Source organism: Pseudomonas sp. MWU13-2100 (genome assembly GCF_023242365.1).
In the GTDB taxonomy this organism is placed as follows: Bacteria; Pseudomonadota; Gammaproteobacteria; order Pseudomonadales; family Pseudomonadaceae; genus Aquipseudomonas.
The window spans coordinates 153005-159859 of sequence record NZ_JALLIX010000010.1 but is presented as its reverse complement, the minus strand read 5'-3'; the positions used below and the strand labels follow the sequence as shown (position 1 = coordinate 159859).

Below are 6855 nucleotides of genomic sequence, written 5' to 3'. Positions count from 1 at the left end.
TATAGCTCAGGCTTTGCTCCTGATACATCAGCGCCACGGCCTCCGGCCGCTCCTGGGCACGGGCTTCGAACTGCTGATGGAGGGTGCGGTCCGCGACAAACTGCTGCTGGCCGGCATTCCACGCCTGCAACTGCTGGTCTTCAGCGCGGGTCGTCAGGGCGAACGCGCGAACGGCCAACTGTTCATCCGCCAGCCCCTGGTCCAGCACATGCTGCAGACGCTCGGCCATGGGCTCGATCTGCTCCGCCTGGAAATACGCCTCGTTGTAGATGTAGTGCAACCGGGCTTCATCATCGTAGGCGTTGGTCCGCAGGTGGATGGCCAGCGGCGTCTGTTCATGATTGTTCGAGCATTTCACCGAGCGCGCGTTGGCCGGCCCGAAACGCAACAGATGGTGGTGCTGTTCGTAGGAGAACGTCAGGTCGCACAGTTGCGTGCGCTCGGTGCGGCGCAACTCCAGCAAGCGGTTGAGATCGCTGACCGGGAAACGCTGGTTGCGGTAATCCTGCTTGACCGCCCGGGCAATGCCCTGCACCAACTCGGCAAACGATAGATCGTCGCCGAAACGCAGGCGCAACACGCTGAGCTGGGCAAACAGCCCCAGGGTCTTCTTGAAGCTGGCATTGGAGCGATTGAGGATCGGCAGGCCGATCACCAGTTCATCGCGCTGATGGGTGCGGGTGAAATACACATAGAGTGCTGCCAGCAAGACATGGAAACGCGAGGCCTGCAGCCTCCCGGCCAGATCGTCGATACGGTTTTCCAGGTCGCGGGAAAAACTGTAATTGAAATGGCCACTGCGGCTCGGGCCTTCAGCCTGGGTCTGGCGATAGCGCGGGAGCAGCAACGGTTCGGGAAGGTCGCGGTACTTTTCCAGCCAGTAGGCCTGGTCGCGGGCGAAACGCGGCGACTGGCGATAGTCACGGTCGTCCTCAATGAAATCGACATAGGACGGGGCCGACAGATCAGGCATGCGTTGGTCGTGCAGGGCATTGTAAATCTGGCTGAGGGAAGCACAGAGCCCGTCGATGCCCCAACCGTCGAGCACGATGTGGTGGGCGTGCACGACAAAGTAGAAACGCTGCGCTTCGAGCTTGAGCAAATGGAACCGGAACAACGGGCCGCCATCGAGCTTGAAGGCCCGTTCAAGCTGGCGCTGCATCCAGCTCGCGGCGGCCTGGCGCGGGTCCGCCTGCCCCTGCAGGTCCAGCGGTGCCACCCACACCGGCAGGGTCGCGGCAAAGGCCTGCAACGGCACGCCCTCCTCGTCACGCTGGTCGAGCAAGACCATGCGCAGGGCATCGTGCTTCTCGATCAACAGGTCCACGGCCTGCTGGAACAGTTCGGGATCGAGGAGCCCTTCGATCTCCAGGTAGCCCCCGATGTTGTATAACGGCGAGTCGCCCTGGGTCATCTGGTCCAGCCAGATATTGCGTTGGGCGGCGGTCAGGGCAAGTGCCATACATTTCTTCTCGCAAAGGATCAGCCTCGCCACGCGGTAAAGGCGGCGACAGCAGGAAATTGAGTCAGGTCCAGGAGCCGACCGACCTCGCTCAGCCTTGCGATAGGCCGACCCTGGAAAAGTTAAACAGCGCTGGAAATCAGGCGCGCTTGCCCTGCACCGAGCAATTCACGTCGGAGACGATCTGCCCGTCCACCAACTTGATGATGCGGTCGGCCAACTGGAAGTACTGGTCATCATGGGTGATGATCAGCACCGTCTTGCCGCGGCGCTTGAGGTCCGGCAGCAGTTCCTCGTAGAAGAAACGCTTGAACGGTGGGTCCTGGTCGGCGGCCCATTCGTCGAGCAGGTAGATCGGTCGGTCTTCCATGTAGGCGCAGACCAGCGCCAGACGCTTCTGCTGGCCGTAGGACAGGGCCTTGGTGGTGGAATAACCGAGTCCTTCGATCTTGATCTTGTCTTCCAGGCCCAGGGTCGCCAGGTACTTCTGCGCCAGGTCGGTGCTGGCATCCTCTTCTTCGTCGGGCCCGATCAAGCGGTTGAACAGATGGAAGTCGGAGAACACCGCGGAGAACAGGTCGCGGTAGTCGCTGCGCGACTCTTCGGTGATCAGCGTGCCGTCGAGCAGTACCTGCCCGTCCTGCGGGATGTACAGGCCGCAGATAACCTTGGCCAGGGTGCTCTTGCCGCAGCCGTTGCCACCGACGATGTAGATCAGTTCACCGGCATGCACCGTCAGGTCGATGGGCCCCAGGCCAAACCCGACCCCGGCGAGCGGGTCCTGGTAGTTCATGTGCACGTTGCGCAGCTGGATGCTGTCCCAGGACTTCTGGTGATCCAGGCGCAGCACATTGCCGGATTCACTGGCGAGCGCTTCCGGCTCCGGGTGCGGGTCATTGATCGAGAAACCGAAGTCCGCCAGGCGACTGCCGGCGATCCGCCCCTGGGCCAGCAGCGGCATGGCGCCGATCAACAGCGACAGCGGCCCCATGATGTACAACACCACCAGCACGCTGGCGGTCATGGTCTTGGCATCGATGGCCCCGACCATCGGCGCGGCGAACAACAGGCAACCGATCAGCAGCGACAAGGTCAACTGGCCGACGTTGTCGGCGGCGGTGTACCAGAGCCGTTCGATAAAATTGTAGCGAGCCACCTGGGTCGAGGACTCCTGGATCGCCGAACGGCTGAACCAGCGGCGTCGAATGCCGTTGAGCTTGAGCTCCTTGAGACCGAACACCAGGGCGTGGGTGTACTCGTTGAACGCGGTGAACTCGTCACGCACCTTGCGCGAGAAGGTCACGCCACTGAGGAAAAAGAACAGGTACAGCGCCACCCCCACCACCATCAGGCCAACGGTCACCGCGAACACCACCCAGGACAGGTAGGCCAGGTAAGCGATACCGAACAGGAACACCGCCAGTTCCACCAGCACGCTCGGCATGATCACCAGGGTGCTGTTGAGTTGCGGAATATCGCTGGTGAGCATGGTCAAGACATTGGGTGGGCCGCGACGGTCGACTTCTTCCAGGGGCGTGGCGAGGATCTTGCGGCACAGGGCAATACGCAGGCGGGTCATGATGCGCATGCTGGCGTAGGCCGGAAACAGCGCGGCGCCGTTACGGAACAGCAGCGCCACCGCGCTCAGGCCGACGAACCAGTACAACGACTGCACCTGGAAGCTTTCCTCATGAATCGCCTGGTTGATCACATTGATCACCGCGATGGACGCCACGCCGCTGATGATCCCGGTGATCAGGGTCAAGAACGTCAGCCAGGGATGGCTGCGCCACAGCAGACGCATGACCGAGCCAGGTCGGGTCTTCTTCTCTTGCTCGTTTTTCATTGGGTGCTGTCCTTGAATGCATTAGCCCGCGCAGTGGCCGGTCGTTGAAAGTCCTGGGTCACTCGATTGCGATCACTCAGGTCGGTTGCCAGACGTCGTCCCGGGCGGTCATTTCGCCCATGGCGACGACGATCAGGCGGGGTTCTTCATAGGGATCACGGGCATGGGCGGCGAGCATGTTGTCGAGCATCACCACGTCGCCCCTGCGCCAGTCGAAGCGCACCGCACAGGCCTCGTAGGCTTCGCCGATCAGAGCCATGACCGAGTCCTCGATGGCCGAGCCGTCGCCGTAGCTGACCAGCCGTGGCAGGCGGTCGGCGCCGAACATGTCGAGCAGATCCTCGCGCATTTCTTCGCCCAGACAGAACGGGTGGTGCAGCTGCACCTGATTGAAGAAACAGCGTTCGCCGGTGAACGGATGACTGATCACTGCCGGGCACCGGGTGCGAATCTGCAGGGTGTCGCTGTCGAGCCATTCGAAGTCGGTGCCCTGTTCGCGGCAACGCTGTTCGACGACGCTGCGTTCGGTCGTACCGAAGAACGACTCCCAGCTCGGCTCGACCCCGACGGTAAAGGTGCGGCTGTACATCAGCCCCTTGCTTTCGAAACGCCCGACCACCTCGGCCGGCAGACGCTGGAGCACTTGGCGAATGTCCGCCAGGGGCGTCGCGCCACCGACCCGCGAAGGCTGCTCACAGAAGAACCATTGCTTGCGCGGCCAGCTTTCCAGATGCGAACTCTCGTTGTGATAAAGGATCATCTCGCGCTCGGGATAAGGCGTGGAGCGATAGACATTGCGCCCGCCTTCCTTCTTTGGCAGGTCGCCATAACTGCCGTGCAACCCGGGCGACAACGCCTCGGCAAAGGCTTCGAAGGCCGCCACCGAGCCCAGTTCGAACCCCCGAAACAGCAGCGCGCCATGACGGCACAGCAACGCCTCGATCGCCTCGCGCTGCGCGCCCGCCCACCGCACCGGATCCAGGCCGGCCGCGGCCGGCTCGATCACCACGGGCAAGCTGATGCCAGCTGCCAGCAGGGACAAACGTACCGCCGGATCGCCCGCCCGATCGGGCCAGGCCGGCGCATCCGGCAACAGGTCATGGGTGAAAACCGGCGAAGCATTAGCTTGAAGACTCATGAAAAACTCCTGGACCACAGCCCCTCACATCCACGTTGTACGGGGCAAGATCAACAGGCTCCGCCGCCGCGCAAGGATAAAAACACCGATGGCAGGGGGCTGTCTGTCACCGCAAACCGGGACAGCGGTGACCCGGGCGGCTGAAGCTCCGCAATCAGCGACGCCACGCTTTGTCCCCATTTCCCGCGACAGACGCAGGTAACCGGTCGGTGCTGAAATGCGGCAACTGCGGATCGTGCCGGCACTTCGAATGGATCGTCCAAGCCGCAGTGATGTCTCGAGTGCAACGCCCTTCGCCACGGCGAAAATACGTTGCATCTGTTATTACACAGGAGCGTTAGTCATGCCGATCAAGAACACTGGCGAATCGGTTAACACCCCGCCAGCCCCTCTCACGCCCGGTGCCTTCCTGCATGAGATATTCAGTGCCCGGGCGCGTGAATTTCCCGAGCGAACGGCGGTGTCCGACGCCACTCGGACATTGAGCTATGCCCAGCTCGACGCGCTGTCGTCGAAGCTGGCCGCCCGTTTGCGTCACGAAGGCGTCAAGGATGGCGTGCGTGTGGGCATGTACCTGCCGCGCAGCGTCGACCTGGTCATCAGCCTGCTCGGCATCCTCAAGGCCGGCGGCACCTATGTCCCGGTCGACCCGCAGTACCCGGGCAAACGCGTTGAGCACATCATTCGTGACAGTGGCCTGGGCCTGGTGATCGGCAATGCCGCGAACCTGCCGCAAAGCCCGGCGCTGCGCGTGCTGTCCCTCGACCAGCTGCTGTCCGCACCGGAACTGGAGTTGAGTGTCGATGGCAGCCGCCGCGACCCGGACCAGGCCAGCGCCTATGTCATCTACACCTCCGGCTCCACCGGCGAGCCCAAGGGCGTGCTGGTTTCCCACGGCAACGTCAGCCGCCTGCTGGAAAGTACGCAACGGACCTATGGTTTCAATGCCCAGGACATCTGGTCGATGTTCCACTCCATCGGTTTCGACTTCTCGGTCTGGGAAATCTGGGGAGCCCTGGCCCACGGCGGCCAAGTGGCCGTGGTTCCCTATGATATCTCCCGCTCTCCCGCCGCCCTGCGCCAATGGCTGTCCGACCAGCGCGTGACCGTGCTCAGCCAGACCCCGTCGGCCTTCCGTGGCCTCGACGAGGCAGACCGCGGCGTCAATGCTCCCCTGGCCCTGCGCTACGTGGTCTTCGGCGGCGAAGCGCTGCCAGCCACCGTGCTGCGCCCCTGGGTCGAGCGTCATGGCGACCAGAAGCCGGCACTGATCAATATGTACGGGATTACCGAAGCGACGGTGCACAGTACCTTCAAGCGCGTACTGGGCCAGGACCTGGAAACCGGCACGACAGTGTCCATCGGCAAACCGCTGGACGGCTGGCGCCTGCATCTGCTCGATGCAAACCAGGTAGCGGTGCCCCGGGGTACGGCCGGCGAGCTGTACATCGAAGGCGCCGGCGTGGCCCAGGGTTACCTGAACCGCGCGAACCTCAACGCCGAACGTTTCATCCAGTTGCCCGGCACTTCGGTCCGCGCCTACCGCACCGGCGACCTGCTGATACTCGACAACGACGGCGAGTACCGCTATGCCGGCCGTAGCGACGAGCAATTGAAAATCCGCGGCTTCCGCATCGAACCAGGTGAAGTCGAAGCCTGCCTGCAAACCAGCCCGAGCGTATCCGCCGCCCATGTCGGCGCCCATGACTACGGCGATGGCGACCTGCGCCTGGTGGCCTATGTGGTCCCGACCCAGGGCCTCGGCGCCTGGACCGAGCAGACCCGCGCCGAAGTCGCCGCCCTGGTGGCCGGCAGCCTGCCGGACTACATGCGCCCCTCGGCCTACCTGGCGCTGACACAGCTACCGGTGACCGCCCACGGCAAGATCGACAAGCAACAGCTGCCCTCGCCGACCGCCGGCGTCACCCCGTCGCACTCGGTGGACGCCCAGGGGCTGAGCGAACCGGAGCAGTTGGTGCTCAAGGTCTGGAGCGAAGACCTCGGTCTGAAGAACATCGGCGTGAATGATGACTTCTTCGATTTTGGCGGTACCTCCCTGGCCCTGATCCGTTCCCTGAGCAAGCTCAAGGCGCACTACCAGATCAACCTCGATCCGGGTGTGCTGGCGAACGGTGCGACCGCCAAGGTCCTGGCCGACTATATCGCCCGTATCCAGGCGCCGGGGCAGTTCGTGCTCAAGGTCTGGAGCGAAGACCTGGGCCTGAAGAACATCGGCCTGAACGATGACTTCTTCGATTTCGGCGGCACCTCCCTGGCCCTGATCCGCTCCCTGAGCAAGCTCAAAAGCCATTACCAGATCGACATCGATCCCGGCGTCCTGGCCGACGGCGCAACCGCCAAGGCCCTGGCCGATTACATCTCCCGCACCCTTGTTCAAGCCCATTGACC

Annotated in this window: 4 protein-coding genes; 1 reads left to right on the top strand and 3 read right to left on the bottom strand. The window is 63.1% G+C overall.

The window, feature by feature from the left end; genetic code table 11:
* From M5B99_RS09870 to M5B99_RS09860, 3 genes are all read right to left on the bottom strand, one after another.
* Positions 1 to 1462 (bottom strand): condensation domain-containing protein (locus M5B99_RS09870; protein ID WP_248803854.1); only part of this gene is annotated, 1462 nt, incomplete at its 3' end.
* Positions 1463 to 1601: 139 nt separating this feature from the next.
* On the bottom strand, positions 1602 to 3308 hold the full coding sequence (locus tag M5B99_RS09865; RefSeq protein ID WP_248803853.1) for a cyclic peptide export ABC transporter: 1707 nt from the start codon (positions 3306 to 3308) through the stop codon (positions 1602 to 1604).
* A 76-nt stretch (positions 3309 to 3384) separates the two neighbouring features.
* On the bottom strand, positions 3385 to 4446 hold the full coding sequence (locus M5B99_RS09860) for a TauD/TfdA family dioxygenase (protein WP_248803852.1): 1062 nt from the start codon (positions 4444 to 4446) through the stop codon (positions 3385 to 3387).
* A 343-nt stretch (positions 4447 to 4789) separates the two neighbouring features.
* Between M5B99_RS09860 and M5B99_RS09855 the strand changes: the two genes are divergently transcribed.
* Positions 4790 to 6853 (top strand): amino acid adenylation domain-containing protein, encoded by a 2064-nt coding sequence (locus M5B99_RS09855; protein WP_248803851.1) that lies wholly within the window; start codon positions 4790 to 4792, stop codon positions 6851 to 6853.
* Positions 6854 to 6855 lie beyond the last annotated feature (2 nt).